Origin of the sequence: Pseudomonas sp. M2(2023) (assembly GCF_030263955.1) — a bacterium.
GTDB lineage: Bacteria > Pseudomonadota > Gammaproteobacteria > Pseudomonadales > Pseudomonadaceae > Aquipseudomonas > Aquipseudomonas asiatica.
Genome location: NZ_CP127114.1, coordinates 5,384,862 through 5,410,948 on the forward strand (window position 1 = coordinate 5,384,862; position 26,087 = coordinate 5,410,948).

Sequence of the window (26,087 nt, forward strand, 5' to 3'; positions counted from 1 at the left end):
TCGCCGGCAAGCCAGCTCCCACAGTTCCTGCACTGCCTTCAAGACCTGTGCGGTCCATGTGGGAGCTGGCTTGCCGGCGATTGGGGCGCGAAGCGGCCCCTAGGGTCCCGGAGAGCAATATGACGACAGCAATCATCACCAGCGACACCCAGGCCCTGAACGTCGCCGAAGAAGTCGCCCGACACCTGCGCCGCGACAGCGCCCTGCGCGACCGCGAGCGCCGTCTGCCGCACGCCGAACTGGAACTGTTCACTCGCTCCGGCCTGTGGGCCATCAGCGTACCCAAGGCCTTCGGCGGCGCCGGCGTGTCCAACATCACCCTGGCCAAGGTAATCGCCCGCATCGCCCAGGCCGACGGCTCGCTAGGGCAGATCCCGCAAAACCATTTCTACGGCCTGGAAGTGCTGCGGGTAAACGGCACACCCGAACAGCAACAGCGCTTGTACGCCGAAGTACTGGCGGGCAACCGCTTCGGCAACGCCCTGGCCGAACTGGGCACCAAGACCGCCAACGACCGCACCACGCGCCTGTCCCGCGACGGCGATGGTTTTCGCATCAACGGCCGCAAGTTCTACTCCACCGGCGCCATCTACGCCCAGCGCATTCCCACCTCGGTGGTCGATGAACAGGGCGTGCAGCACCTGGCCTTCGTCCCGGCCAACAGCCAGGGCCTGCAGGTGATCGACGACTGGAGCGGCTTCGGCCAGCGCACCACCGGCAGCGGCTCGGTGGTGTTCGATAACGTGTATGTCAGTGCCGCCGACGTGGTGCCGTTCCAGAGCGCCTTCGAACGCCCCACCCCGGTCGGCCCGCTGGCGCAGATCCTTCATGCCGCCATCGATACCGGCATCGCCCGCGCCGCATACGAAGATGCCCTGCACTTCGTGCGCACCCGCAGCCGCCCCTGGGTCGACTCCGGCCTGGACAAGGCCAGCGATGACCCGCTGACGCTGAAGAGTTTCGGCCATCTGGCGATCCGTCTGCACGCCGCCGAAGCCTTGCTGGAGCGCGCGGGCGAATATCTGGACCGCGCCCGCGACGACAGCACTGCCGAAAACGTGGCCGCCGCGTCCATCGCGGTGGCCGAGGCCCGCGCCATCAGCACCGAGATTTCCCTCGCGGCCGGCACCACCCTGTTCGAACTGGGCGGCAGCCAGGCCACACTGGCCGAACACAACCTTGACCGCCACTGGCGCAACGCCCGCGTGCACACCCTGCACGACCCGGTGCGCTGGAAGTACCACGCCATCGGCAACTACTACCTCAATGATGCCAACCCACCACGCCGGGGGACCATCTGATGGCCAAGCAGATCCTGCTCAATGCTTTCAACATGAACTGCATCGGGCACATCAACCACGGCCTGTGGACCCACCCACGGGACACCTCGACCCAGTACAAGACCCTGGACTACTGGACCAGTCTGGCGCGGCTGCTGGAGCGCGGCTTGTTCGACGGGCTTTTCATCGCCGACATCGTCGGCACCTACGACATCTACGGCCAGTCGCTGGACGTCACCCTCAAGGAGTCGATCCAGATGCCGGTCAACGACCCGCTGCTGCTGGTCTCGGCCATGGCCGCCGTCACCCGCCACCTGGGCTTCGGCCTTACCGCCAACCTCACCTACGAAGCGCCGTACCTGTTCGCCCGGCGCCTTTCCACCCTGGACCACCTGAGCCATGGCCGGGTGGGCTGGAACATCGTCACCGGCTACCTCGACAGCGCCGCCCGGGCCATAGGCCTGGCGCAGCAACCCGAGCATGACCGCCGCTACGACCAGGCCGACGAGTACCTGCAGGTGCTGTACAAGCTGCTGGAAGGCAGCTGGGCTGACGATGCCGTGGTCGCCGACCGCCAGCAGCGCGTCTATGCCAGGCCCGACAGGGTGCGCAAGGTCAACCACCAGGGCGAGTTCTACAAGGTCGACGGCTACCACTTGTCCGAGCCCTCGCCGCAACGTACTCCGGTACTGTTCCAGGCCGGCAGCTCGCAGCGTGGCCTGGCCTTCGCCGGCAACCATGCCGAATGCGTGTTCATCAGTGGCCAGGACAAGGCCGCCACCCGCGCCCAGGTCGACAAGGTGCGCGCCGCCGCCCAAGCCGCTGGCCGCGACCCGCAAGCGGTCAAGGTGTTCATGGGCATCACGGTGATTGTCGCCGCCACCGAGCAGCAGGCCCAGGCCAAGCATGCCGAGTACCTGCGCCATGCCAGCGCCGAGGCCGGGGTCGCGCACTTCGCAGCGTCCACCGGCATCGACTTCGCCGCCTACGCCCTGGACGAGCCGATTGCCTTCAGCCAGGGCAACGCCATCCAGTCGGCCACGCGCCAGTTGCAGGACAACGCCTGGACCCGACGGCGCCTGCTGCAGCAGCACGCCCTGGGTGGCCGTTACGTGACCCTGGTCGGCGCGCCCGAGCAGGTGGCCGAACAGCTGATCGCCTGGGTCGATGAAACCGGCCTGGACGGTTTCAACCTGACCCGCACCGTAACCCCGGAAAGCTTCGAGGACTTCATCGACCTGGTCATCCCGCAGTTGCAACAGCGTGGCCGCTACAAGACCGCCTACGCCGAAGGCACCCTGCGCGAGAAACTGTTCCAGGCCGACCACCCGCATTTGCCCGCCGACCACCCTGGCTCGGCTTACCGCTTTACCTCTACCCCTGCCCCGACTGGAGCCCTGCACCATGCTTGATAAACTGTTCCGGCCCGTCGCGGCCATTGCCCTCACCCTCGGCCTGTCCGCCAGCGCGCTGGCTGCCGAACCGCTGAAGATCGGCACCACCTCGGCCTTTGCCATCCCGCTGGAAGCCGCAGTGGAAGAAGCGCACAAGCAAGGCCTGGAAGTGAAGCTGGTCGAGTTCAGCGACTGGATCGCACCCAATGTCAGCCTCAACAGCGGCGACATCGATGTGAACTACTTCCAGCACATCCCGTTCCTGGAAAACGCCAAGGCGGCTGCGGGCTTCAACCTGGTGCCCTACGCCCCGGGCATCATCAACAACGTCGGCCTGTACTCGAAAAAGTACAAGAGCTTCGCCGACCTGCCCGAAGGCGCCAGCGTGGCCATCGCCAACGACCCGATCAACAGCGGCCGTGGCCTGCAGCTGCTGGCCAAGGCCGGGCTGATCACCCTCAAGCCGGGGGTCGGCTACAAGGCCACCGAGGACGATATCGTCGCCAACCCGAAAAAACTGAAGATCCTTCAGGTCGAGGCCGTACAGCTGGTTCGCGCCTATGACGACGCCGACCTGGTGCAGGGCTACCCGGCCTACATCCGCCTGGCCAACAGCTTCGACGCCGGCTCCGCACTGCTGTTCGACGGCCTGGAGAACAAGGAATACGTGATCCAGTTCGTCATTCGACCGCAAAGCAAGGACGACCCACGCCTGGCCAAGTTCGTCGACATCTACCAGCACTCGCCAGTGGTGCGCGCAGCCTTGGACAAAGCCCACGGCAACCTCTACCAGGCCGGTTGGGAGGGCTGACATGAGCCAGGCCAGCGCGCTGCGGGCGCCCACCGCACAACCACTGCCGCCAACGGCCAGGGAGCAGGCCTTGCGCCCGGAGGTCAATGAAGCCCATGTGCGCTTCATCGGCCTGGGCAAGACCTACCCGGGCCAGGCGCAACCGGCCTTGCAAGGCATCGACCTGAACATCCGCCATGGCGAGATCTTCGGCATCATCGGCCGCAGCGGCGCCGGCAAGTCATCGCTGCTGCGTACCATCAACCGCCTGGAGCAACCCAGCCAGGGGCGGGTGCTGATCGACCAGGTGGACATCGCGCCCGTCGACGAGGAGCACCTGGTAGCCCTGCGCCGGCGTATCGGCATGATCTTCCAGCATTTCAACCTGATGTCGGCCAAGACCGTGTGGCAGAACGTCGAGCTGCCCCTCAAGGTGGCCGGCGTGGCCAAGGCGGAGCGCCAGTGCAAGGTACGCGAACTGCTGGAGCTGGTGGGCCTGCGGGAAAAGCACCACGTGTACCCGGCGCAGCTGTCCGGCGGGCAGAAGCAGCGCGTGGGCATTGCCAGGGCGTTGGTGCATGACCCCGAGATCCTGCTGTGCGACGAGGCCACCTCGGCGCTGGACCCGGAGACCACTGCTTCCATTCTCGAACTGCTGCGCGACATCAACCAGCGCCTGGGCCTGACCATCGTGCTGATCACCCACGAGATGGCGGTAATCCGCGATATCTGCCACCGGGTGGTGGTGCTTGAACGTGGAGAAGTGGTCGAGCAGGGTGAGGTCTGGCGGGTGTTTGGCTCACCACGCCACGAAGTCACCCGTACTCTGCTGGCACCGTTGCAAGCCAGGTTGCCAGCCGCGCTGCAAGCCAGCCTGCGGGCCAGCCCGGCAAGCCGCGACAGTGCCGTGGTGCTGAGGCTGACCCTGCTCGGCGAACCCGAACTGTCTGCCCTGTTCAACGAACTTGGCGGCCGCGTGCGCCTGCTGCAGGGCGGTGTGGAAACCATTGGCGAGCATGCCCTGGGGCAGCTGATCCTGTCGGTGCAGCACTCAACGCACGACACCCATCAATTGCTGGAGCGCGCCCGCCGCTGGGCCGAGGACGTGGAGGTACTGGGCCATGTGGTTTGATCGCCTGCTGGAAGGTTTGCTCGATACCCTGCTGATGGTCGGCGTGTCGTCGCTGATCGCCCTGCTGGTAGGCGTACCGATGGCGGTGCTGCTGGTCACCAGCGACAAGGGTGGGATCTTCGAGGCGCCGCTGCTGAACCGGGTGCTAGGTGCATTCGTCAACCTGTTCCGCTCGATCCCGTTCCTGATCCTGATGGTCGCGCTGATCCCCTTCACCCGCTTGGTAGTGGGTACCACGTATGGCGTGTGGGCGGCAGTGGTGCCACTGACCATTGCCGCCACGCCGTTCTTCGCGCGGATTGCCGAGGTCAGCCTGCGCGAAGTCGACCACGGCCTGGTGGAGGCTGCACAGGCCATGGGCTGCCGGCGCTGGCACATCGTCTGGCACGTGCTGCTGCCCGAGGCGCTGCCGGGAATTGTCGGGGGCTTCACCATTACCCTGGTGACCCTGATCAACTCCTCGGCCATGGCCGGAGCGATCGGTGCCGGGGGCTTGGGGGATATCGCCTACCGCTATGGCTACCAGCGCTTCGACAGCCAGATCATGCTGACCGTGATTGCCATGCTGGTGGCGTTGGTGGCGTTGATCCAGCTGGGTGGCGACCGGTTGGCGAAAGGCTTGAACAAGCGCTGAATTCTTCGCGGGCACGCCCGCTCCCACAAGTACTGCACAGGGCTTGAATACAACGATATCCCTGTGGGAGCGGGCATGCCCGCGAAGGGGCCTTCAACCCCAGCGAAGATGCCCGGCAGGCACCGGCCGCCCGAACCAGTACCCCTGCCCAAGCTGACACTGCTCATGCAGCAGGAAGCTGGCCTGCTCGGCCTGCTCGATGCCCTCTGCATGCACTTGCATGCCCATGCTGCGGGCCAGGGCGATGATCACCCGAACGATCGCGATGTCGTCCTCATCCAGCGGCAACCCGGCAACGAAGCCTTGGTCGATCTTCAGCTTCTGCACCGGCAAGCGCTTGAGCCGCAGCAGCGAAGAATAACCGGTGCCAAAGTCGTCAATAGCCAAGGTCACCCCCAGCTCGCGCAGGCGATGCAACTGCTCCAGCGCCACCTCCGGGTCCTCCATCACCGCGCTCTCGGTCACCTCCAGCTCCAGCAAGGCCGGGGCCAGGCCGGTGTCGTCCAGCACCTCGGCCACCTGCTGGTACAGCTCGTGCTGGCCAAACAGGCGGCTGGAAATGTTCACCGCCACGAATGCCAACTGCCGCCCTTCACCCTGCCATCGCACCATCTGCCTACACGCCTGGCGCAGTACCCAGGCGTCGATCTCGGCAATCAGCCCGGTACGCTCGGCAATCGGGATGAACTCGCCCGGTGGCACCAGGCCGCGCTGAGGGTGCTGCCAACGCACCAAGGCTTCGACGCCGACCTGGCCGCCGGTCGCCAGGTCGTGCACCGGCTGGTAGAACACCCGCAGCTCGTCCTGCTCCAAGGCTCGGCGCAGCTCGCCGGCGGTCTCGACCCGGTGTTGGGCGTGAGCGGTCAGTTCTTCGGTGTACAGCGCATAGCAGGCCCGCCCATTGCTCTTGGCCTTGTACAACGCCGAGTCGGCATTGCGCAGCAACTGCTCGGCACTCAAGGCATCGCTGGGGAACAGGCTGATGCCCACGCTGACGCTGATGAACAGGCGGTGACCGTCGAACTGGAACGGCTCGCGCATGCGCTCGATGATGCCCTGCGCCAGCTTGCCCGCCTGGCCAACCTCATGGCAGTTTTCCGCCAGCACGCCAAATTCGTCGCCCCCCAGGCGCGCCAAGGTCACGCCGCTGCGCAGCACCTCTGCCAGGCGCTCGCCCACCAGCTTCAGCAACTGGTCGCCAATGGTGTGGCCAAGGCCGTCGTTGATGCTCTGGAAATGGTCCAGGTCCAGCAACAGCAGGGCACAACCACGCTTGTTGGCCTGGGCTGCGGCCAGCGCCTGCTCGACCCGGTCGTTGAACAGCAGGCGGTTGGGCAAGCCCGTCAGCGGGTCATGGTGGGCCAGGTAGGCCAGTTCCTGTTCAGAATGCTTGATCGCGCTGATGTCGCTGAACACCGCCACGTAATGGCTGAGCTCGCCTTGATCGTCGCGGATGGCGCAAATGGTCTGCCATTGCGGGTAGATTTCACCGCTCTTGCGCCGGTTCCATATTTCGCCGCTCCACTCGCCCTTTTCCGCCAGCGTGGCGAAGATCTGCTGGTAGAACGCCAGGCCATGGCGGCCCGACTTGAACTTGTTCGGGCGCTGGCCGATGACCTCGTCCTGCTGGTAGCCGGTGATACGCATGAAGGCACGGTTGACGTGCACGATCAGGCCATGGCGGTCGGTCACCAGCACGCCTTCGAGGGTGCTGTCGAACACTGCCGCAGCCATGCGCAGGCGTTCACGGTCTTCACCACGCATACGCGCGCCAACACCGATGAAGTCGAGCAGCCGCACCCGCGACACATAGATCAGCACGGCGCTCAGCAGCACCCAGACCACCACGTTGATCTGCCGGCCCACGGTCAGTGCCAGGGGGTCGTCGGTCATGCCGTGCAACACCACCTCGGCCAGCGTCAGCCAGAGGATCGAGAGCACCACATACAGCGCAGCCATGCGCAAGGCGTCGCGAACGGAAACAGACATGTCGGGTGCAATTGCCCATGAAAAATGATGGGGCATTATAAAGGCTGAAACATGTCGTGACTTCCTATCTGAACGGGTGACTGTATTTATTTCCTGCCCAAGGGATAATCAGCCCCTCCTCCCGCATTCCGAGGGTATTTACACCTATGTGGTACAACGGCCTGCTCGACTTGTCGGCCTGGCAACTGGTCGGCACTACCCTGCTGATGACCCACGTGACCATCGTCAGCGTCACGGTCTACCTGCACCGCTACTCCGCGCACCGGGCCCTGGAGCTCAATGGCGCGCTCAAGCACTTCTTCCGTTTCTGGCTGTGGCTGACCACGGCGCAGAACACCCGCGAATGGACCGCCGTCCACCGCAAGCACCACGCCAAATGCGAAACCCCCGACGACCCCCACAGCCCGCTGTACAAGGGCCTGGGCACGGTGCTGCGCAAGGGTGCCGAGCTTTACCGGGAAGAGGCGCGCAACCCCGAAACCCTGCGCATCTACGGCAAGAACTGCCCGGACGACTGGATCGAGCGCAACCTCTACTCGCGCTACAAGCTGGGCGGCATCGCGCTGATGGCGGTAATCGACCTGCTGCTGTTCGGCACCATCGGCATCACCATCTGGGCAGTGCAGATGATGTGGATTCCGTTCTGGGCCGCCGGCGTGGTCAACGGCCTGGGCCACGCTCTCGGCTACCGCAACTTCGAGTGCCGCGACGCCGCGACCAACCTGGTGCCGTGGGGCATCGTCATCGGTGGCGAAGAGCTGCACAACAACCACCACACCTACCCCAACTCGGCCAAGCTGTCGGTCAAGCGCTGGGAGTTCGACATGGGTTGGGCGTGGATCCGCCTGTTCTGCCTGCTGCGCCTGGCCAAGGTACAGCGCGTGGCGCCCATCGCCCACCGGGTGGCAGGCAAGGCCAGCCTGGACATGGACACCGCCATGGCCATCCTCAACAACCGCTTCCAGATCATGGCCCAGTACCGCAAGCTGGTAATCGGCCCGCTGGTCAAGCAGGAGCTGGCCCGCGTCGATGCTTCGCTGCGCCACCACTTCCGCCGCGCCAAGCGCCTGTTGTCGCGCGAGACCAGCCTGCTGGAAGACCGTCACCATGTGCGCATCGAGTCGATGCTCGCCCACAGCCAGGCGCTGAAGACCATCTACGAAAAACGCCTGGCCCTGCAGCAGATCTGGGCGCGCACCAGCGCCAACGGCCACGACATGCTGGCCGCCATGAAGGACTGGGTACACGAGGCGGAAACCAGCGGCATCCACGCCCTGCGGGACTTCGCGGCACAGCTGAAGACGTACTCCCTGCGCCCGACCAGCGCCTGACCGCCGTTGATCGGCACGCCCCTTTGGCTGGGCGTGCCGCCCGGAACTTCGCCCTCTCGTTTACACTCATATCTGGCACATCGCCCGCGTGGCGGGCCAGATGCTGGCCGCACGCTTTCACGCCGAGATCTGCTCCGTGCACATGGCCAAGAACATTCCGACGACACTGCCCGGCACCCCGCCTCCGGAAGCCGCCCAGACCTTGCTTGCGCTGTTCCACGCCCAAGGCGAGGTTGCCCGCCTGAGCGAGCGCGAACAGCTGTTCAGCTCGCTGCTCGACAGCGTCAATGCGGTGCTATGGGCCTTCGACTGGGAAACCCGTCAGGTGCTGTACGTCAGCCCCGCCTACGAGCGCATCTTCGGCCGCCCGGCCAGCCTGGTGCTGGCCGACTACAACGAGTGGCGCGACAGCATCTACCCCGACGACCTGGAGTTCGCCGAGCGCAGCCTGGCCCAGGTACTGCTCAAGGGCTCGGTGGAAGACCGCGAGTACCGCATCCTCAATGCCGACGGCCAGCTGCGCTGGCTGAGCGACAAGTGCTACATCAACCAGCAACGCGATGGCGACCGGGTGATCATCGTCGGCATCGCCGAAGACATCACCGAGAAGAAGCAGCTCGAAGGTGAACTGCAGCGCCTGGCCACCACCGACGTGCTGACCCAGAGCAGCAACCGCCGGCACTTTTTCGAATGCGCCCAGCAAGCCTTCGACAGCGCCCGCGAAGACGGTACACCACTGGCCTTCCTGCTGCTGGACATCGACGACTTCAAGCGCATCAACGACAGCTACGGGCACCAGGAAGGCGACCAGGTGTTGCAGCAGATCGCCGACAGCGGCAAGGCCGTACTACGCCGAGGTGACCTGTTCGGGCGCATTGGTGGCGAGGAGTTCGCGGCAGTGTTCCCCGGCTGTAGTGCCCAGGTCGCGGAGCAGATTGCCGAGCGCTTGCAGCGGCAGATCCAGCGGCTGAGCTTCAGCCATGGGGAGCAGACCTACGGGGTGACGGTGAGCCAGGGGGTGACCGGGCTGACTGACGAGGATGTGGCGCTGGACAGCCTGTATGCCCGGGCCGATGCGGCGATGTACCAGGCCAAGCGCCAGGGCAAGAACCAGATCGTCCGCGGCTGACTGCCTTACACAGTACTTGCTGGCCTGTACGGTCTCTGTGGGAGCGGCCTTGTGTCGCGAAAGGGCTGCAAAGCAGCCCCTGGATCTCAGCGCAGATGCACAAATGGCTGGGGCTGCTTCGCAGCCCTTTCGCGACACAAGGCCGCTCCCACAGGATCTGCGCCGGGTTCAACGAACCTAGCCCCAAGATCTCAGCCCGAAACTTCACCCTCAGCTAAAGGCGGCTCTTCCTGCTGCGGCTTCACCTCCGGGTTCTCCACCTTGCGCAACCGCCTCAGCTCCGGCAGGCCAAGCTTGAGCAGCCGCGCAGTCTTGCTGCTGGCCACCTTCTCCAGCCCCTGCTCGGCCGACAGCCGCGACAACTGCCCGGCCAGGTTCATGGCCAGGATCTCCCGCGAGTAAACCCCGCCGCCCAGCTGGTATATCGCCGCGATCAACTCGCGCAACCCCAGGGGCAACCGCCAGCGCGTACGCAGCGCCGAGCCGAACGCCGCACCGAACTCATTGAGCGACAGCTGCACCTGATCCTCATCCAGCTCGCCCCCGGCCAGCCGCCATTCCTGCAGGCAGCGCAGCACCGCCAGGTCGCCCAGGCAATGCAGCAACCCCGCGCAATAACAACGCCCTTCGTCCAGCTCAAGCATGCGTGCCAAGGTGCGGCCATATTCGGCAGCGTGCAGCGACAACTCCCAGTAGCGGGCAGCATGCTCCGCCAGCAGCGGGTCGCTGAGGCGAGCGCTGCGCTTGAGGGTCATGCCCAGGATCAGGTTCATGCTCTGGGTGCTGCCAAGCTTGTTCAAGGCCTGCAGCAGCGTCTGCACTGGTGCTTCGCGGTGCAGCGCTGCGCTGTTGGCCGCCGCAATCAGCACAGCGGTGATCTGCGGGTCGCCCTGCACTTCCTCTTCGAGCACTCTCAGGTTCAGGCCCTGGGGGTTGAGCGCGCGCTTGATCGCCACCTGCACATCGGCCAGCAGCGGCCCGCCATCGGCGGTAGCGCGACGCTGTTCGAGGTAGGCCGGCAGGCTGGCACCTGGCTGCAAGGCCGGCACCGGGCAGGCGATTTCTTCGCCAACCGCCAGCAGCAGCTCTTCCAGGCGCTTGCGAAGAGTTTCCAGGTTCAGCGGCTTGCTCAGGTAGGCAGTAGGGTGCAGGGGCAACGCCTCATGCACACTGGCACTGTCAATGCGGTTGCTCATTAGGATGAACGGCAACCTCGAGCCTTTCGCGCGTACCTTGCGCAACAGGTCGAGCCCATCGACACCTGCCAGTTCGCGCGCGGCAATGATCAGGTCGGGCTTGCTCGACAGCGCGCTCAAGGCCTGCGAGCCGTCGGCGCAGAGCTGCAGGCGGGCATCACAGCGCACGCTCAGCAGCATTTCGCTGAGCATGTCACGTACCCAGGGATCGCCCTCGACAATAAGTACGCTTGGTGGGGTGGGGTCTGCAGCATTCATCGCCAACTCCTGAATAGCCCTGCCACACGGTCCGTCGCAGCTTCCTGAGCAAATCCTCCGACAACGATAGCGCCCCAAGGCTTTCCTGGGCACAAAAAAAACCCGCCGAAGCGGGTTTTTTCTGAAGCAGGTCACATCAGGCGATTTCAGCGAAGCACTCTTCGATGATAGCCAGGCCTTTGTCCAGCAGAGCATCTTCTGCGGTAAGCGGAACCAGGATACGCAGAACGTTGCCGTAGGTACCGCAGGACAGCAGGATCAGGCCCTTCTCGCGAGCCTTGGCGACAACCTGGCCAACGGCAGCTGCGTTCGGGGTGTGAGTGCCTTTCTCGAAGACTTCGACAGCGATCATCGAGCCCAGACCACGGACGTCGCCGATGATCGGGTACTTCTTCTGGATTTCGCGCAGGCCGGTGGTCAGGCGCTCACCCACAGCTTTGCTGCGGTCCAGCAGTTTCTCTTCTTCGAACACTTCGATCACGGCCAGGGCCGCGGCGCAAGCGATCGGCGAACCGGCGTAAGTGCCACCCAGGCCGCCAGGAGCGATGGCGTCCATGTATTCGGCCTTGCCGCACACACCGGCCAGCGGGAAGCCGCCAGCGATGGATTTGGCGAAGGTGGTCAGGTCAGGCGCAACGCCCATCTGTTCCATGGCGAAGAAGGTGCCAGTACGGCCAGCGCCGGTCTGTACTTCGTCGGCGATCAGCAGGATGCCGTGCTGGTCGCACAGGGCGCGCAGGCGCTTCATCAGCTCTTTCGGCGCTGGCAGGAAGCCGCCTTCGCCTTGTACCGGCTCGAGGATGATCGCGGCGATGTCGCGCGGCTCGGCGTCGTTCTTGAAGATGCGCTCGACCGAGGCGATGGCGTCGTCAACGCTGATACCGTGCAGTTCGCTAGGGAACAGAGCGCGGAAGATGCCACCTGGCATCAGGCCCATGCCAGCGGAGTACGGCACGACCTTGCCGGTCAGGCCCAGGGTCATCATGGTACGGCCATGGTAGCCGCCGGTGAAGGCGATTACGCCAGCGCGGCCAGTGGCGGCACGGGCGATCTTGACGGCGTTTTCAACGGCTTCGGAGCCGGTGGTGACCAGCAGGGTCTTCTTGTCGAAGTCGCCTGGGACCAGCTTGTTGATCTTTTCGCACAGCTCTACATAGGGTTCGTAGGCCAGCACCTGGAAGCAGGTGTGGCTGACCTTGGTCAGCTGTTCTTGCACGGCCGCAACCACTTTCGGGTGCAGGTGGCCGGTGTTCAGTACTGCGATGCCGCCGGCGAAGTCGATCAGTTCGCGGCCTTCAACGTCGATCACGGTCGAGTTCTTCGCGGTATCGACGAAGATCGGGTGGATCTGGCCAACGCCACGTGGGACGGCGGCGACACGACGTTGCATCAAGGATTCGTTGGTCTTGCTCATAATGCCCTCATTGCGCCGGTTTGGAGTGGCGCTTTTATTCGGGGGTGGCTGGGAGTGCTCGCGAACAGTATTCGTTGATCGACTGCCGTGAACGCCCTGGCCACCAGGTACTGCGATGTAAAAAAGGCCAGCGAGACGTCGCTCTCGCGCCCCGCTGGCAGAGGTAAAGCCTTTACCGTGCTATCAGACGCTGATGCACAGGTATTTGATTTCGAGGTAGTCCTCGATACCGTACTTGGAACCTTCGCGGCCCAGGCCCGAAGCCTTGATGCCACCGAACGGTGCCACTTCGTTGGAGATCAGGCCGGTGTTGATACCTACCATGCCGTATTCCAGGGCTTCGGCAACACGGAACACACGGCTCATGTCGCGGGCGTAGAAGTACGAGGCCAGACCAAACTCGGTGTCGTTGGACATGGCGATGACTTCGGCCTCGTCCTTGAAGCGGAACAGCGGCGCCAGCGGGCCGAAGGTCTCTTCCTTGGCGACGGCAGCGGTCTTCGGTACGTCGACCAGAATGGTCGGCTCGAAGAAGTTGCCTTCGATGATCTTGCCACCGGACAGTACCTTGGCGCCTTTGCCTACGGCGTCTTCGATATGTTCCTGGACCTTGGCGACTGCCTTGCCGTCGATCAGCGGGCCAGTGGTGGTGCCTTCTTCCAGGCCGTTACCGATCTTCAGCTTGGCAACAGCGGCGGCCAGCTTCTGGGCGAACGCGTCGTAGACGCCGTCCTGCACGTAGATACGGTTGGCGCAGACGCAGGTCTGGCCGTTATTGCGGTACTTGGAGATGATCGCGCCCTCGACCGCCTTGTCCAGGTCGGCGTCGTCGAACACGATGAACGGGGCGTTGCCACCCAGCTCCAAGGAAACCTTCTTGATGTCCTTGGCGCATTCTTCCATCAGCTGGCGACCGATTTCGGTCGAGCCGGTGAAGGACAGCTTGCGGACCAGGGAGTTGCCGGTCAGTTCACCGCCAACTTCGCCAGCGCTGCCGGTAACCACGCTCAGCACGCCAGCCGGGATGCCGGCACGGTGGGCCAGCTCGACCAGGGCCAGGGCGGAGTATGGAGTCTGCGAGGCAGGCTTGAGTACCATGGTGCAGCCAGCGGCCAGGGCCGGGCCGGCTTTACGGGTGATCATGGCGGCCGGGAAGTTCCACGGGGTGATGGCCGCGGTAACACCGATTGGCTGCTTGATGACGATCAGGCGCTTGTCTGGCTGGTGGCCCGGGATGGTGTCACCGTAGACACGCTTGGCTTCTTCGGCGAACCACTCGATGAACGAGGCAGCGTAGGCGATTTCGCCCTTGGCTTCGGCCAGCGGCTTGCCTTGTTCGGTGGTCATCAGGCGAGCCAGGTCGTCCTGGTTCTCGATCATCAGTTCGAACCAGCGACGCAGCTTGGCCGAACGCTCCTTGGCGGTCAGGGCACGCCAGGCCGGCAGGGCCTTGTCGGCGGCTTCGATGGCGCGGCGGGTTTCCGCGGTGCCCATCTTCGGCACGGTACCGATGACTTCACCAGTGGCCGGGTTGGTGACCTTGATGGTCTGGCCGTTGTCCGCATCCAGCCACTCACCATTGATGTAGGCTTGCTGGCGGAACAACTGAGCGTCTTTGAGCTGCATGTCGGCTTCCCGAATTGTTGATTGTTGAAAAGCGCCCAAGGCAGGGCATCGAGCGTTTGAAATCTCAAACGAATGCTAAGCGGCTGCTGGGGTGTTGGACAATAGGCTGTTCGAAAAAAAGAACGAATGGTTGAACACCCTGGCGGAAATTTCATCATTTGCATAATGGCAACGGGCCTCTTCGCGGGCCTGCCCACGAAGAAGAGGCCAATACAGGTTAGACGACCGAGCTGTAGGAAATGAGATGGGAGGACCGACGGCCTTGCAGGAAGGGATGAATCAGAACGCCTTGTCGATTAGCAGGGCCCGGTAACCCATGCTACCTGGTTGTCGACTGTGCACCCTCAGCGCCACCAGCACCTCCCCTCCAGGCTCCCGCGCCGCACTTCGCCCTCTTCGCGGCAGAAAGTAAAAACAGCTACAGATCAAGGCGATGGACGCCATCGGATCAGATGGGTATCATGCGTGCGCGTTGCACTCGTAGCTCAGCTGGATAGAGTACTGCCCTCCGAAGGCAGGGGTCGTGGGTTCGAATCCCGCCGAGTGCGCCATACCCCTCACAAAGCCCGCCTTGCGCGGGCTTTGTCGTTTCTGCAAGACAGTGTCGGCCCTGCTCGCGTTATTTCGTTTGGCGCTCACTGAAGCTGGCTTTAGTCCTGATGGCTTTACCTGGTTAGATCCATCCGCCTAGAATAGTGGCATTATGCCTCATCCTTCAGATGGATCGTCGCAAGGTTAACCATACCCTCCAGGGAATCAGGAATGAAAATGCTGAAACACTGTCTGGCCTTGACCATCGCCGCCACCCTCGTGGGTTGCCAGGCGACCGGTGAGCAATACCAATCCGATGTGTTCGATGCCAGCCAGGTAAACACCCAGCAGGAAGCCAAGACTGTGAAAATCATCACGGTCTCGCCGACCAAGATCAAGGTCAGCAACGAGAAGAACCAGAAAGCCGCAATGATGGTGGGTGGTGTACTGGGTGCGCTGGGTGGCGCGGCGCTGGGTGCAGGCCACAACAAGGACACCGCGATCATCGGCGGCGTGGCAGGCGGTGGCGCCGGCGCACTGGCAGGATCCCTGGTCAGCGATACCTCGCTGGTGCCTGGCGTACTGATCGGCTACTCGGAAAACGGCAAGATCTACACCTCCGCCCAGGTTGGCCGCCCGTGCGATTTCGAAGTGGGGGGCATCTCCCTGATGGTCATGACCATCTCCAACGAAACCCGCATCCAGCCAAATGCGACCTGCCCAGATCCGAAAAAGAGCTGAGGCCTGAGCACATGAAGCACATTGTTCTGGGCACCGCCCTCGCACTGTCTGCCGCCACTGCCATGGCAGGCCAGTTCGATCAGCTCTACCAGATCGAACAGCAGACCAAGCAATCCGAAGCCGCTCTGGAAACCGAACGCCTGCGCCAGGCCGCCGCCGCCGAGCAGCGCGCCGAAGCTCGCGAAGCTGCTGCCCGCCAGCAGCGCGCAGCGGCCCAACGTGCCTCCGCGCAGCGTGCCGCCGAGAAACAGCAGGCGCAAGCAGCCGAGCGCAAGCGCGTGCAGACCCGCGAAGAAGCCTACGAGGACGACCTGCGTGCGCTGGAGCTGGAAGAGCGCCGCCTGGCCCTGCAAGCGAAAAAGGCAAAGGTCGCCCGCGCCAACGATTACATCGATGCCGAACTGCGCGACAGCGCCGCACGCACCGACGTGATCCAGTCCAATGCCGACTCCGCACGCAACGTCACCTCGGGCGCCAAGTCGCTGCTCGAGGATTCCGGCAAGGCCGAAGTGAAGCGCGCCGGCAGCCTGTTCGGCGAGTAACCATCCAGGTGCAGTCCCGGCCCGCCGGCCGGGCTGCCCGTTGCAGAGACAACATCATGCTACGTCTGATCATGCTGGCCACGGCCGGCCTGCTGCTGAGCGGCTGCCTGCAGGAAGAAGCCAAGTTCCCCATCGTCGACCTGCACGGTCGCCTGGTCGTAGACCAGGAAATGACCGCATCGCGTCAGGCGCAGGGCATCCAGGGCGAGTACTTCAAGCGCGTCCTCAGCGTGAATGGCCAGGACATGGCCTTCAACGACTTCGTCCAGCAATACTGCCCGGACAGCAATACCCGCAACGAAACCTGCATCAAGGCCTTCCGCATCAAGAAGATCGACGATGTCAGCGGTGCCACGAGGTTCCTGCCCAACGGGCTGTAATCACCGTTGGAAGCACTGGAAAGGCCCCGGCAACGCGCCCGGGGCTTTTTCGTTTGTGCGACATGTCGCGTTTCTGGCACTCCCGTGCCACGGGTCATTGGTGTTAGCGTGGGCGTCTTCCCGTTTCCCGACGGGTAACCCACAACAATGATTGGCGAAGGAATGCGCACAACCATGCACCTGAAAAAACTTACCGCCACCACCCTGCTGCTGGCCAGCATCGGCCTGTTCACCCAACCGGCACAGGCCAACCTTACCCAGCAGCAGTCCGCGGCCATCGTCAAAGCCTTCGACGGCAGCGACCCAAGCGACTTCAAGCAGTTCCTCGGCAAGCTCAAAGGCAGCGACCTGGCCAAGGCCGACAACCTCGCGGCGACCCTGGATGCCTACCTGGCCGGCAAGCCATTGGCCGCCGAGCAGCAGAACGAGATCAACCGCCTGCTCGGCCTGTATACCCGCATCAAGTACGGCAAGGCTGCCAGCGAAACCCTGCGTGAACTGGTGGCCATCCCCACCTTCAACGTCGAAGGCACGCCGCAGCACGAGAACCCCGAGTTCCTCAGGATCGCCGACAAGATCAAGGCCCTGGCCGACAGCTTCGGCCTGGCTTTCCGCAATATCGACAACCGGGTGTACGAGATTTCGCTGGGCAGCGGCAAGGAAGTGGTCGGCATCCATGCCCACGCCGACGTCGTGCCGGTCAACCCGGACAACTGGAAGCTGGCCGATGGCACGCGCCTGGACCCGTTCAAGGTCACCCTGGTCGGTGACCGCATGTACGGCCGCGGCACCGAAGACGACAAGAACGGCATTGTCGTGGCGATGTACGCGCTGAAAGTGGCCAAGGACGAGAACCTGCCGCTGGCCCGCCAGTTCAAGCTGCTGATCGACACCACTGAAGAAACCAGCGGTGATGCCATCCCCTACTACTTCGAGCGCAACCCCACGCCCGACTACAACCTGGCCCTCGATGGCGGCTACCCGGTGGTCATCGCCGAGAAAGGCTACGGTACGATCATGGCCAGCTTCCGTAAGCGCCAGGCCAGTGGCAAGGGTGCCGAGATCGTCAACCTGACCGGCGGCCTGGCCACCAACCAGATCCCGACAACCTCGGTCGCGACCCTGGTCACCGACAACCCGGCGAAGCTGGCCAGCCAGCTGGAAAAAGCCGGCGCCGATTACGTGAAGCGCAATGGCGGCGACTTCAGCATCGCTGCCAAGGCCGATGGCAAGCAGGTGTTGCTCACCGTGACCGGCGTTTCCGCCCACTCTTCGGAGCCGGAGTCCGGGGTCAACCCGGTGGCGCGCATGCTTGGTTTCATCAACGGCCTGGGCAAGGATGTGCCGCTCAAGCACAACCACTTCACCGATGCCGCCCGCTATGCCGCCGACAACTGGGGCCTGGACTACCTGGGCAACAAGCTCGGCGTGGCCTTCAAGGATTCGTTCATGGGCCCTCTGACCGCCTCGCTGACCTTTGTCGGGGTGGATGAAAAAGGCCTGAAACTAGCGGTGAACCTGCGCATTCCGAAAGGCAAGCCAATCGCCACGATCAAGGACGAACTGGCTGACAAGCTGGGTAAATGGACCCGGCAGAGCCATACCTCGGTGGCCTTCGAATACAGCCTGGACGAGCCGATGTACCGCAACCCCGAGGGCGAATGGGTCAAGGCCTTGCTTGACGTGGCCACCGAGAGCCTGGGCATGAAGCACGAGTTCGGTACCTCGGCGGGCGCCACCTCGGTACACGACCTGCCTAACGGCGTGCAGTTCGGCCTGGCCATGCCGGATGTGAAGTACACCGGGCACAACGACAACGAGTTCAAGACCGTGGAGCAGTTCATGCTGGACTTGCAGGTGGTGAGTGAGATGGTGGCGCGGATCGGGCAGATGCCGAAGCTCTGAGCCAACTCTACCGGCCTCTTCGCGGCTAAAGCCGCTCCCACCTCGACCGCATCGGCCTCGAGCCAGGCGCTATCCCTGTGGGAGCTGGCTTGCCGGCGATGAGGCCAGTACAGGCAACACAAGACAGTTGCTCCCACCCTGTGGGAGCGGCTTTAGCCGCGAATAGGCCGGCACAGGCGACAATTCATGACGTTTTTCAATCGACTCGATGCCGTTTCCTGCATTGCCGTGCAGAGCGCCGTGCCGGATGCTTTATTTACTCCGAGACATCGCTTTTTCCCAGCAGAGGCCCGTATGAAGACCGTCGAACAAATCCTCAAGACCAAGTCCCAGCATCAGACCGTGTACACCATCGGCCCGGATGACTCGGTACTCGACGCACTGAAAATGCTGGCGGAAAAAAACGTCGGTGCACTCCCGGTGGTCGAGGCCAACCAGGTGGTGGGTATCGTCAGTGAACGGGACTATGCGCGCAAGCTGGTACTCAAGGGCCGCTCGTCCGCCGCCACCCCTGTGCGCGAGATCATGAGTGCGCCGGTGGTCACCGTGGAACCGAAGCAGAACCTCGAGTACTGCATGAACCTGATGACCAACCGCCACCTGCGCCACCTGCCGGTGGTCAGCAATGGCGAGCTGCTCGGCCTGCTGTCGATCGGTGACCTGGTCAAGGAAACCATCGCCGAACAGGCAAACCTGATCCTGAAACTGGAGCAATACATCCGCGGTGAATGAAGCGCCTCAATGGTAGGCGCGCTCCAGTTCGTCCAGCTGATGGTCGAAGCTGCGCAGGCGCGCCGACCAGGTGTACACCAGCACTTCCAGATCCCGATTGAGCACGGCAGTGTTGCCGTTGCCGCTGCGGGTTGGTTCGCCCAGATCCAGCTGGTAGCGTTCACGGGCCATGGCCTGGGCCACGCTGGACAGGTCGCGGGCATTGGCCAGCCAGTGGTGATGGTGGTCATGGACTTCGCGGTCAAGCAACCGGCACTGGCGTTTCAGGGCATCCAGGCTCTGCTCCAGCGGCGTGCCCTTGAGCTCGCCCATGACCTCTTCGAAGGTGCGCCCCGAATGCCAGTAGCTGCCCCAGAAGTAGCGGTCGAACACCGTCTCGACGCGGCGCAGCGCAACTTTGGTGTTCCAGATGGTCAGCAACGTTCGCCCCTGCACCACCTCGCGCTTGTTCAGGTGCAATTGCTGCCAGGCGATCCAGGTCAGCGCCACCAGTGCAACCGCCACGGTGACAGCGGCAGCGGCATACAGGAAGTGCACTGCCTGGTTCATCTGTTGCGTTTGCCGTATGCCGTAGAAATAACTGGCCGTCAACGTGCCCAGGATCGTCACGGAGCACCAGAAGCCCGGTGCGTAGGGATCTTTCATCGCGCTATCCCCTTGTTGTTTTCCTGAGCATAGCAACGGCCAATCACTCGTCAGGCACCACTCGGCGCTTTATTTTTTGCGCAGGTGCAGCGCCTCGTTCAGTTGGTCGATCATCGGAATCCAATCGTCATCAGCGATGTACTTCTCTTTCAGGAAATCGCGCTGGGAATCGCTCCAGAAAGGCGCATCAACCAGCTTTATATCGTCATCGAGCGGCGAATGGGTGGTGATGAAACGGTCGATATCGACCGGATCGTCAGACAGCCCCAGCTGTTTGAAAATCTCAGACAAAGGATGAATCGTATTATCCATGGTTCCTCCTCGTCGCCAGACCGGTCGTCGACGATGCCGGCCCGGCATGGGTTGAGAGCATCAGCTGAGCTCACGCACTTCGGCGCGCGGCACCAGCTTCAGATATTGCTCCATGCTCATGTGGATCAGGTGATCGTGATCACCCGCCTCCAGATAGACATCGCCTTGGCGGGTAAGACTCGAATCAAGCAGCATCTTTATCTGGTAGGCATCGCCCAGCGCCGGTACGGCACCGCGCTCGCAGTCGCCGAACAGGCTCGGCAGGCCGCTTTCACGGGTCAGTTGCCAGGCCCCGGACATGCGCACCTTGGTCATGTCCAGATGCCGGTTGGCCGGTAGCACGGCCATGATGTAGTTGCCATGACGGTCATCGAGCATCACCGACTTGGCGACCCGCTCGGCGGGCACGCCGGCCGTACGGGCCGACTCCAGGCTGGTGGCCGAATGTGGATGGGGAATGATGTCGTAATCGCAGTTGGCCTTGTCCAGGCGATCCTGCAGGGTCTTTGCCATACGCATGATGCACCTCCGGTTTCGCCCCCCAATTTCCAATTTTAGGCCGGGTACCAGCAGGCAGGGCTAAACTTGTGCAATAGAGGCAAACGAGGTGACGACAGGTGATCGCCCGCTGCTGGCGCTGGCTATTGCTGCTGTTGCTGCTTGGTATCACGCCAGGCGGTCAGGGAGCGCCTGGTGCAGTCTGGGTATTGGGTGTCGATGACGCCATCGGCCCTGCCAGCGCCGACTACCTGGTGCGCAGCCTCGACCAGGCCAAGGCACAGGGTGCACAACTGGTGGTTATCCGCATGGACACCCCGGGCGGGCTGGACAGCGCCATGCGCCAGATGATCAAGGCGATTCTCGCCAGCCCAGTGCCGGTCGCAACCTTCGTCGCCCCCAGCGGAGCCCGCGCCGCCAGCGCCGGCACTTACATCCTCTATGCCAGCCATGTCGCGGCCATGGCGCCCGGTACCAACCTGGGGGCCGCAACCCCCGTGCAGGTCGGTGCTCCGCCAGGCACGCCCAAGGATGACAAGGCCAAAGGCAGCGATGACGATACCCTCGCGCGCAAGCAGGTCAACGATGCGGCAGCCTACATCCGTGGCCTGGCGCAGCTGCGCGGGCGCAATGCCGACTGGGCGGAGAAGGCCGTGCGCGAGGCGGTCAGCCTGTCCGCCAGCGAGGCCTTGAGGCTTGACGTTATCGACCTGATGGCCGATGACCTGAGTGACCTGCTGCACAAGCTCGATGGCAAAACGCTCACTGTCGCTGGCCAGCCCCAGCAACTGCAGACTGCCGGCGCCAGCCTCATCGAGCACCTGCCGGACTGGCGCACACGGGTGCTCGCAGTCATCACCAACCCCAGCGTGGCGCTGATTCTGATCATGATCGGTGTGTACGGCCTGCTGTTCGAATTCATGAATCCCGGCTCGACGGTCGGCGGCGTGATCGGCGGTATATGCCTGCTGCTGGCGCTATATGCCCTGCAGCTGTTGCCGGTGAGCTTCGCCGGGGTGGCGCTGATATTGCTCGGCATCGCCTTCATGATTGCCGAAGCCTTTCTGCCCAGTTTCGGCGTGGTCGGCTTTGGCGGCATTGTCGCCTTCGTGGTCGGCGCGCTGATCCTGATCGACACTGACGCCCCCGGTTTCGGTATCCCGTTGACCCTGATCGGCATCCTGGCGGTGTTCTCGGCGCTGCTGATCGGCGGCGTGCTGGGCATGGCCCTCAAGGCCCGCCGACGGGCGCTGGTCAGCGGTGACGCCGGCCTGGTCGGCAGCCTGGTCACCGTCACACAGGTGATGGCGGGCAACCCGTTCTGTGGCTTTGTGCTGGCCCAGGGCGAGCAATGGCAGGCGCAGTGTGCAACGCCACTGCAAGCGGGCCAGAACGTGCGGGTGACCGCGCGCCATGGCGTCATGCTGGAAGTGAGCGCCGCCGCGCCCGCGGCGCAAGGAGAATGACCATGTTCATGCAATTGGGCTTCGGCGCGGTGCTGATCGTGCTGGCGATGCTGTTGCTGTCGGCGTTCCGCATCCTGCGTGAATACGAGCGCGGCGTGGTGTTCCAACTGGGGCGCTTCTGGCAGGTGAAGGGGCCGGGGCTGATCCTGCTGATCCCGGTAATCCAGCAAATGGTGCGGGTCGACCTGCGCACCGTGGTGCTGGATGTACCACCTCAGGATGTGATCACCCGCGACAACGTCTCGGTCAAGGTCAACGCCGTGCTCTACTTCCGAGTGCTCGACCCGCAGAAGGCGATCATCCAGGTCGAAGATTTCCTCGTGGCGACCAGCCAGCTGGCCCAGACCACGCTGCGCGCGGTGCTCGGCAAGCACGAACTGGATGAACTGTTGGCCGAACGCGAGCAACTGAACTCGGACATTCGCCAGGTGCTCGATGCACAGACCGATGCCTGGGGTATCAAGGTGGCCAACGTCGAGATCAAGCACGTCGATCTCAACGAATCGATGGTGCGCGCCATTGCCCGCCAGGCCGAGGCCGAGCGTGAAAGGCGGGCCAAGGTGATCCATGCCGAGGGTGAGTTGCAGGCGTCGGAGAAGTTGATGCAGGCGGCGCAGATGCTGAGCAAGGAGCCAGGGGCGATGCAGTTGCGCTACATGCAGACGCTGGGGACGATTGCCGGGGACAAGAGCTCGACCATCGTCTTTCCACTGCCGGTGGATTTGCTCAAGGGGCTGGTGGACAAGCAGAAATAGAGGTGGCCCATTCGCGGGCAAGCCCGCGAATGGCCTACATACGGTCTGTCAGACTGGCGCGCGACGCAGAGTCGCCAGGAAGGTGGCCGCGCCAATGAACAACCCGGCGAAAGTCCGGTTCAAACGCTTCTGCTGTTTGGGCGTACGCAGCAGGCGCAACACCCGCGCAGCCAACCCGGTATACCCCGCCATCACCAGCATATCCACGGCGACCATGGTCACGGTGATCGCCACATACTGGGGCAACAGCGGTTCATGCGGATTGATGAACTGCGGCAGCACCGCCAGCATGAACACCAGCGCCTTGGGGTTGCTGACGTTGACCAGGAAACCACGGAACACCAGGCTAAGCGGTTTGCCGATCGGACGCACGGCGGATTCATCGCTCATGTCCAAGGGCAGCGCACGCCACTGTTTGTAGGCCAGGTAGACAAGGTAGGCGACACCGAACCATTTGATGATCTGGAACGCCGTGGCCGAGGCAGCCAGAACAGCGCCGACGCCGGCGGCGATGATGGCGATCTGCAGGATCAGGCCCAGTTGCAGGCCCAGGGCGTTCCAGTAACCACGCCAAAAACCGTATTGCAGGCCACTGGACATCGAGGCAATCGCCCCGGCGCCGGGTGAAAGGCTGATCACCCAACAGGCGGCAAAGAAGCCCAACCACACTTCCATCGACATCACACACCTCGCTCGGACATTTGTTGCAAAACGTTAAGCTAAGGTGTTGGTGAAAAAATAACCAGCGATTTCTGAAGGATTTGTATTGCCTGTGCTGGCCTCTTCGCGGGTAAACCCGCTCCCACAGGTATCGCGCAATCCCCAAGGGCTGCGGAATTCCTGTGGGAGCGGGTTTACCCGCGAAGAGGCCGGTGCAGGTTCAGTCAGCCTCTACAGGCGACTCTTTGTGCATGGACTGCACCTCAGCCCCGCGCCAGCGCCGTACTGACTTCTGGAAGAACTGGCTATTGGGCACCTGCACCAGCGCCCCGCCCGCCTCGGGCATTTCCATCAGCGTGGTGAACAGCAGGTTGATGGCAATCACCCGGCCCTTGACGCCCGGCTTGTCGAGGGTGTCGACCAGTTCGACCACATCACCAATACGAAACGGCCCGACGGTGAAGATCAGCACCGCGCACAGCAGGTTGGACAGCACGCTCCACATGGCGAAGAAAGCCACTGCCGCCACCGCGACGAAGCCGGACAGTGCTGTCCACAGCACGGTCGCCGACACACCCAGGCGCTCCAGCACAAACAGCAACGCGCTGCCCATGATCAGCCAGCGCAGGCCGCCACGCACCGGCACCAGCAATTCCGGCGGCAACGGGTAGCGCTGGCCCAGGCGGCTCAGCCCGCGTGCAACAATGCGCTGCAGAACGAAGGCCGCTACCAGGATCAACAGGATCTGCAAGCCCAGCCAGAAGGTGTCCATCCATTGCCCTGGCAGCAGCGAACGCAGTTCCTCCATCAGGACAGCGCCTCGAGCTCGGCCTGCATGCTTTCGAGGGTTTCCAGCGCTTCCATCCAGGCCTCTTCCAGTTCGCCTTCGCGCTGCTTCAGCTTGGTCTGGCGCGCCAGCAGGTCACGCAACTCGTCCTTGCGCGAAGCGTCGTAGAGGCCACCATCACCCAGCGCGGTCTCGATCTCGGCCAGTTGCGCGTGCACCTGGTTGAGCTCGGCTTCCAGCTTGTCGGCAGCCTTCTTGTGCGGGGCCAGTTGCTGACGCAAGGTTGCGGCAGCCTGGCGTTGGGCCTTCTTGTCGGTCTTGTCCGGGTTGACCGGGGCGGTACTGGCCGGCGCGCTGCGCTGGCGATACTCGACCAGCCAGCGGCTGTAGTCGTCCAGGTCACCATCGAAGATGTCGACCTTGCCGTCGGCCACCAGCAGGAACTCGTCGGTGGTGCTCTTGAGCAGGTGACGGTCGTGCGACACCACCACCACGGCACCGGCAAACTCCTGCAGGGCCATGGTCAGCGCCAGGCGCATTTCCAGGTCGAGGTGGTTGGTCGGTTCGTCGAGCAGCAGCAGGTTCGGTCTTTCCCACGCGATCAGGGCCAACGCCAGGCGGGCCTTCTCACCACCGGAGAAGTTCACCACCGGCTCGTCGACGCGATCGCCATGGAAGTCGAAGCCGCCCAGGAAGTCGCGCAGGGTCTGCTCACGCTCGGTGGGGGCAATGCGCTGCAGGTGCAGCAGCGGGCTGGCCTTGTCGTCCAGCGAATCCAGCTGGTGCTGGGCGAAGTAGCCCACGGCCAGGTTCTCACCCCGTACCAGGCGGCCCGATAGTGGCTCGAGCTCGCCAGCGAGGTTCTTGATCAGGGTCGACTTGCCAGCGCCGTTGGGGCCGAGCAGGCCAATGCGCGCACCGGGGGTGAGCTGCAGCTTGACCTTGTCGAGGATCGCCTTGTCACCGTAGCCCAGGCGGCCTTCGGACAGGCTCAGCAGCGGGCTGGAGATTTTCTGCGACTCGCGGAAAACGAAGTCAAACGGCGAATCGACATGCGCCGCCGATAGCTCCTCCATGCGCTCCAGGGCCTTGATCCGGCTCTGTGCCTGGCGGGCCTTGGTGGCCTGGGCCTTGAAGCGGGCAATGTACTTTTCCATGTGCGCACGCTGGGCCTGCTGTTTCTCGTAGGCCTGCTGCTGTTGCGCCAGGCGCTCGGCCCGGGTGCGCTCGAAGGCAGTGTAGCCGCCCTTGTACAGGTTCAGCTTGCGCTGCTCGACGTGCAGCACATGGTCGACCACGGCATCGAGGAAGTCGCGGTCGTGGGAGATCAGCAACAACGTCCCGGGGTAGCCCTTGAGCCAGTCCTCCAGCCACAGGATAGCGTCCAGGTCCAGGTGGTTGGTGGGCTCGTCGAGCAGCAGCAGGTCGGACGGGCACATCAGGGCCTGGGCCAGGTTCAGGCGCATCCGCCAGCCACCGGAGAAGTCGCCGACGCGGCGGTCCATCTGTTCGTTGGTGAAACCAAGGCCGGCCAGCAACTTGCGTGCGCGGGCGTCGGCGGTATAGCCGTCGGCGCTATCCAGCTCAATGTGCAGGCGCGCCAGGGCGGTACCGTCGTGGGCCTGCTCGGCCGCAGCCAGTTCGGCCTGGACCTTGCGCAGGCGCACGTCACCGTCGAGCACATAGTCCACGGCCAGGCGGTCGAGGGTATCGACCTCCTGGCGCATGTGGGCGATGCGCCAGTCACCGGGCAGCTGGCAATCGCCGGCATCGGGCGACAGCTCACCGCGCAGCAAGGCGAACAGGCTGGATTTTCCGGCGCCGTTGGCGCCGATCAGGCCGGCCTTGTGACCGGTGTGCAGGGTCATCTCGGCGCCTTCTAGCAAGCGCTGCGGACCACGCTGTAAAGTGAGGTTGGATAGTCTGATCATGATGGTCGCGGAGTCTACCAGCTTCCTCG

The 26,087-nt window shown here is 63.5% G+C and carries 24 protein-coding genes and 1 tRNA gene; 15 read left to right on the forward strand and 10 right to left on the reverse strand.

Annotated features, from left to right (window positions below; genetic code table 11):
• Positions 1 to 119: 119 nt before the first annotated feature.
• Genes QN085_RS24665 through QN085_RS24685 form a run of 5 tightly spaced genes read left to right on the forward strand, consistent with a single transcriptional unit; the run spans position 120 to position 5,230 of the window.
• The gene (locus QN085_RS24665) at positions 120 to 1,301 is read left to right on the forward strand and encodes an SfnB family sulfur acquisition oxidoreductase (RefSeq protein WP_041506345.1); all 1,182 of its coding nucleotides are present in this window, start codon (positions 120 to 122) and stop codon (positions 1,299 to 1,301) included.
• On the forward strand, positions 1,301 to 2,692 hold the full coding sequence (locus QN085_RS24670; RefSeq protein ID WP_041506344.1) for an LLM class flavin-dependent oxidoreductase: 1,392 nt from the start codon (positions 1,301 to 1,303) through the stop codon (positions 2,690 to 2,692). Before QN085_RS24665 ends, QN085_RS24670 begins: the two co-directional genes overlap by 1 nt.
• Complete coding sequence (locus QN085_RS24675; RefSeq protein ID WP_041506343.1) at positions 2,685 to 3,485, forward strand: MetQ/NlpA family ABC transporter substrate-binding protein; 801 nt, start codon at positions 2,685 to 2,687, stop codon at positions 3,483 to 3,485. The genes QN085_RS24670 and QN085_RS24675 overlap by 8 nt, the downstream gene beginning before the upstream one ends.
• Position 3,486: 1 nt before the next feature.
• Positions 3,487 to 4,596, forward strand: coding sequence for a methionine ABC transporter ATP-binding protein (locus QN085_RS24680; RefSeq protein ID WP_023662092.1), 1,110 nt, complete (start codon positions 3,487 to 3,489; stop codon positions 4,594 to 4,596).
• A complete protein-coding gene (locus QN085_RS24685) occupies positions 4,586 to 5,230 on the forward strand; it encodes a methionine ABC transporter permease (RefSeq protein ID WP_008096606.1) in 645 nt (214 codons plus the stop codon). The genes QN085_RS24680 and QN085_RS24685 overlap by 11 nt, the downstream gene beginning before the upstream one ends.
• A gap of 93 nt (positions 5,231 to 5,323) precedes the next feature.
• On the opposite strand, the gene dibA is transcribed toward QN085_RS24685, so the two are convergent.
• Positions 5,324 to 7,219, reverse strand: coding sequence for a phosphodiesterase DibA (gene dibA, locus QN085_RS24690; RefSeq protein WP_024087991.1), 1,896 nt, complete (start codon positions 7,217 to 7,219; stop codon positions 5,324 to 5,326).
• Between the two features lie 146 nt (positions 7,220 to 7,365).
• On the opposite strand from dibA, the gene desA reads away from it, so the two are divergent.
• Positions 7,366 to 8,550, forward strand: a complete 1,185-nt coding sequence (gene desA / locus QN085_RS24695; RefSeq protein ID WP_023662093.1) for a delta-9 fatty acid desaturase DesA — start codon at positions 7,366 to 7,368, stop codon at positions 8,548 to 8,550.
• A gap of 100 nt (positions 8,551 to 8,650) precedes the next feature.
• Positions 8,651 to 9,679 (forward strand): GGDEF domain-containing protein, encoded by a 1,029-nt coding sequence (locus QN085_RS24700; protein WP_023662094.1) that lies wholly within the window; start codon positions 8,651 to 8,653, stop codon positions 9,677 to 9,679.
• A 191-nt stretch (positions 9,680 to 9,870) separates the two neighbouring features.
• Here QN085_RS24700 and QN085_RS24705 read toward each other — a convergent pair whose 3' ends face one another.
• From QN085_RS24705 to gabD, 3 genes are all read right to left on the reverse strand, one after another.
• Positions 9,871 to 11,133 carry a response regulator gene (locus tag QN085_RS24705; protein WP_023662095.1) on the reverse strand — a complete coding sequence of 421 codons (1,263 nt, stop codon included), beginning with the start codon at positions 11,131 to 11,133 and terminating at the stop codon, positions 9,871 to 9,873.
• Between the two features lie 136 nt (positions 11,134 to 11,269).
• Positions 11,270 to 12,547 carry a 4-aminobutyrate--2-oxoglutarate transaminase gene (gene gabT, locus QN085_RS24710; RefSeq protein WP_023662096.1) on the reverse strand — a complete coding sequence of 426 codons (1,278 nt, stop codon included), beginning with the start codon at positions 12,545 to 12,547 and terminating at the stop codon, positions 11,270 to 11,272.
• A gap of 183 nt (positions 12,548 to 12,730) precedes the next feature.
• Complete coding sequence (gene gabD, locus QN085_RS24715; protein ID WP_015268576.1) at positions 12,731 to 14,173, reverse strand: NADP-dependent succinate-semialdehyde dehydrogenase; 1,443 nt, start codon at positions 14,171 to 14,173, stop codon at positions 12,731 to 12,733.
• A 474-nt stretch (positions 14,174 to 14,647) separates the two neighbouring features.
• Here gabD and QN085_RS24720 point away from each other — a divergent pair.
• The 6 genes from QN085_RS24720 to QN085_RS24745 all read left to right on the forward strand — a co-directional run bounded on the left by QN085_RS24720 (position 14,648) and on the right by QN085_RS24745 (position 19,004).
• Positions 14,648 to 14,724: transfer RNA gene (locus QN085_RS24720), tRNA-Arg, on the forward strand.
• 217 nt (positions 14,725 to 14,941) lie between these two features.
• Positions 14,942 to 15,445, forward strand: a complete 504-nt coding sequence (locus tag QN085_RS24725) for a hypothetical protein (protein WP_015268561.1) — start codon at positions 14,942 to 14,944, stop codon at positions 15,443 to 15,445.
• A gap of 11 nt (positions 15,446 to 15,456) precedes the next feature.
• Entirely contained in the window at positions 15,457 to 15,987 is a 531-nt protein-coding gene (locus tag QN085_RS24730) for a DUF5384 family protein (RefSeq protein ID WP_041506342.1), read from the forward strand.
• Between the two features lie 56 nt (positions 15,988 to 16,043).
• Positions 16,044 to 16,367 carry a hypothetical protein gene (locus tag QN085_RS24735; RefSeq protein WP_023661299.1) on the forward strand — a complete coding sequence of 108 codons (324 nt, stop codon included), beginning with the start codon at positions 16,044 to 16,046 and terminating at the stop codon, positions 16,365 to 16,367.
• A gap of 174 nt (positions 16,368 to 16,541) precedes the next feature.
• Positions 16,542 to 18,272: a dipeptidase gene (locus QN085_RS24740; RefSeq protein ID WP_023661300.1), complete on the forward strand. Its 1,731-nt coding sequence runs from the start codon at positions 16,542 to 16,544 to the stop codon at positions 18,270 to 18,272.
• A gap of 294 nt (positions 18,273 to 18,566) precedes the next feature.
• Positions 18,567 to 19,004, forward strand: coding sequence for a CBS domain-containing protein (locus QN085_RS24745; RefSeq protein ID WP_003260233.1), 438 nt, complete (start codon positions 18,567 to 18,569; stop codon positions 19,002 to 19,004).
• A gap of 6 nt (positions 19,005 to 19,010) precedes the next feature.
• Here QN085_RS24745 and QN085_RS24750 read toward each other — a convergent pair whose 3' ends face one another.
• The 3 genes from QN085_RS24750 to QN085_RS24760 form a co-directional block, all read right to left on the reverse strand.
• Entirely contained in the window at positions 19,011 to 19,649 is a 639-nt protein-coding gene (locus tag QN085_RS24750; RefSeq protein ID WP_023661301.1) for a hypothetical protein, read from the reverse strand.
• A 69-nt stretch (positions 19,650 to 19,718) separates the two neighbouring features.
• Positions 19,719 to 19,961 (reverse strand): DUF2789 domain-containing protein, encoded by a 243-nt coding sequence (locus QN085_RS24755; protein ID WP_003260231.1) that lies wholly within the window; start codon positions 19,959 to 19,961, stop codon positions 19,719 to 19,721.
• A gap of 60 nt (positions 19,962 to 20,021) precedes the next feature.
• Positions 20,022 to 20,480, reverse strand: coding sequence for an aminoacyl-tRNA deacylase (locus QN085_RS24760; RefSeq protein ID WP_003260230.1), 459 nt, complete (start codon positions 20,478 to 20,480; stop codon positions 20,022 to 20,024).
• A 98-nt stretch (positions 20,481 to 20,578) separates the two neighbouring features.
• On the opposite strand from QN085_RS24760, the gene QN085_RS24765 reads away from it, so the two are divergent.
• Both QN085_RS24765 and QN085_RS24770 read left to right on the forward strand, forming a co-directional pair.
• Positions 20,579 to 21,925, forward strand: a complete 1,347-nt coding sequence (locus QN085_RS24765; RefSeq protein ID WP_041506341.1) for an NfeD family protein — start codon at positions 20,579 to 20,581, stop codon at positions 21,923 to 21,925.
• Between the two features lie 2 nt (positions 21,926 to 21,927).
• The gene (locus QN085_RS24770) at positions 21,928 to 22,680 is read left to right on the forward strand and encodes a slipin family protein (protein WP_015268552.1); all 753 of its coding nucleotides are present in this window, start codon (positions 21,928 to 21,930) and stop codon (positions 22,678 to 22,680) included.
• A 48-nt stretch (positions 22,681 to 22,728) separates the two neighbouring features.
• On the opposite strand, the gene QN085_RS24775 is transcribed toward QN085_RS24770, so the two are convergent.
• From QN085_RS24775 to QN085_RS24785, 3 genes are all read right to left on the reverse strand, one after another.
• Positions 22,729 to 23,361 carry a LysE family transporter gene (locus QN085_RS24775; RefSeq protein WP_015268551.1) on the reverse strand — a complete coding sequence of 211 codons (633 nt, stop codon included), beginning with the start codon at positions 23,359 to 23,361 and terminating at the stop codon, positions 22,729 to 22,731.
• 199 nt (positions 23,362 to 23,560) lie between these two features.
• Positions 23,561 to 24,148 (reverse strand): mechanosensitive ion channel family protein, encoded by a 588-nt coding sequence (locus tag QN085_RS24780; protein WP_023662001.1) that lies wholly within the window; start codon positions 24,146 to 24,148, stop codon positions 23,561 to 23,563.
• On the reverse strand, positions 24,148 to 26,058 hold the full coding sequence (locus QN085_RS24785; RefSeq protein ID WP_041506340.1) for an ATP-binding cassette domain-containing protein: 1,911 nt from the start codon (positions 26,056 to 26,058) through the stop codon (positions 24,148 to 24,150). Before QN085_RS24785 ends, QN085_RS24780 begins: the two co-directional genes overlap by 1 nt.
• Positions 26,059 to 26,087: the final 29 nt, after the last annotated feature.